This window comes from Pseudomonas sp. GQ91, from assembly GCF_059758795.1.
Map to the genome: position 1 here is coordinate 1 of NZ_JCAXED010000063.1, position 451 is coordinate 451.

The 451-nt window shown below is 63.0% G+C and carries 1 protein-coding gene; it reads right to left on the bottom strand.

The features are described from left to right. On the bottom strand, positions 1-451 hold a 451-nt coding region (locus tag AC6CIA_RS26420), incomplete at both ends, for an immunoglobulin-like domain-containing protein (protein WP_498316102.1).

The window sequence follows — 451 nt, forward strand, 5'->3', positions numbered from 1 at the left end:
ACCTTCGGTGACCGTATTGGTGGCGGTGAGGCTCAGGCCAGTGGTATCGACCGAGTCGGTAACGGTCGTCACGGCGGGCGTGGTGCTCGGCACCAGGTTTTCAAAGTTGCCGCCGGTAGCGCCAGTGATGGTGGTACTGACGGTGCTGCCGTTGACGTAGACATCGTTCGCCGGTGTATCGACGACCACGGTACCGACAGACTCACCGGCCTTGATGGTGATCACTGAACCATTGGACAGCGTGACGGTGACCGGCGTCTGCGCCGGGTTGGTCAGCGTCGCGGTGTAGGTGATCTGGCCGCCTTCGGTGACCGTATTGGTGGCGGTGAGGCTCAGGCCAGTGGTATCGGTCGAGTCGGTAACGGTCGTCACGGCGGGCGTGGTGCTCGGCACCAGGTTTTCAAAGTTGCCGCCGGTAGCGCCAGTGATGGTGGTGCTGACGGTGCTGCCA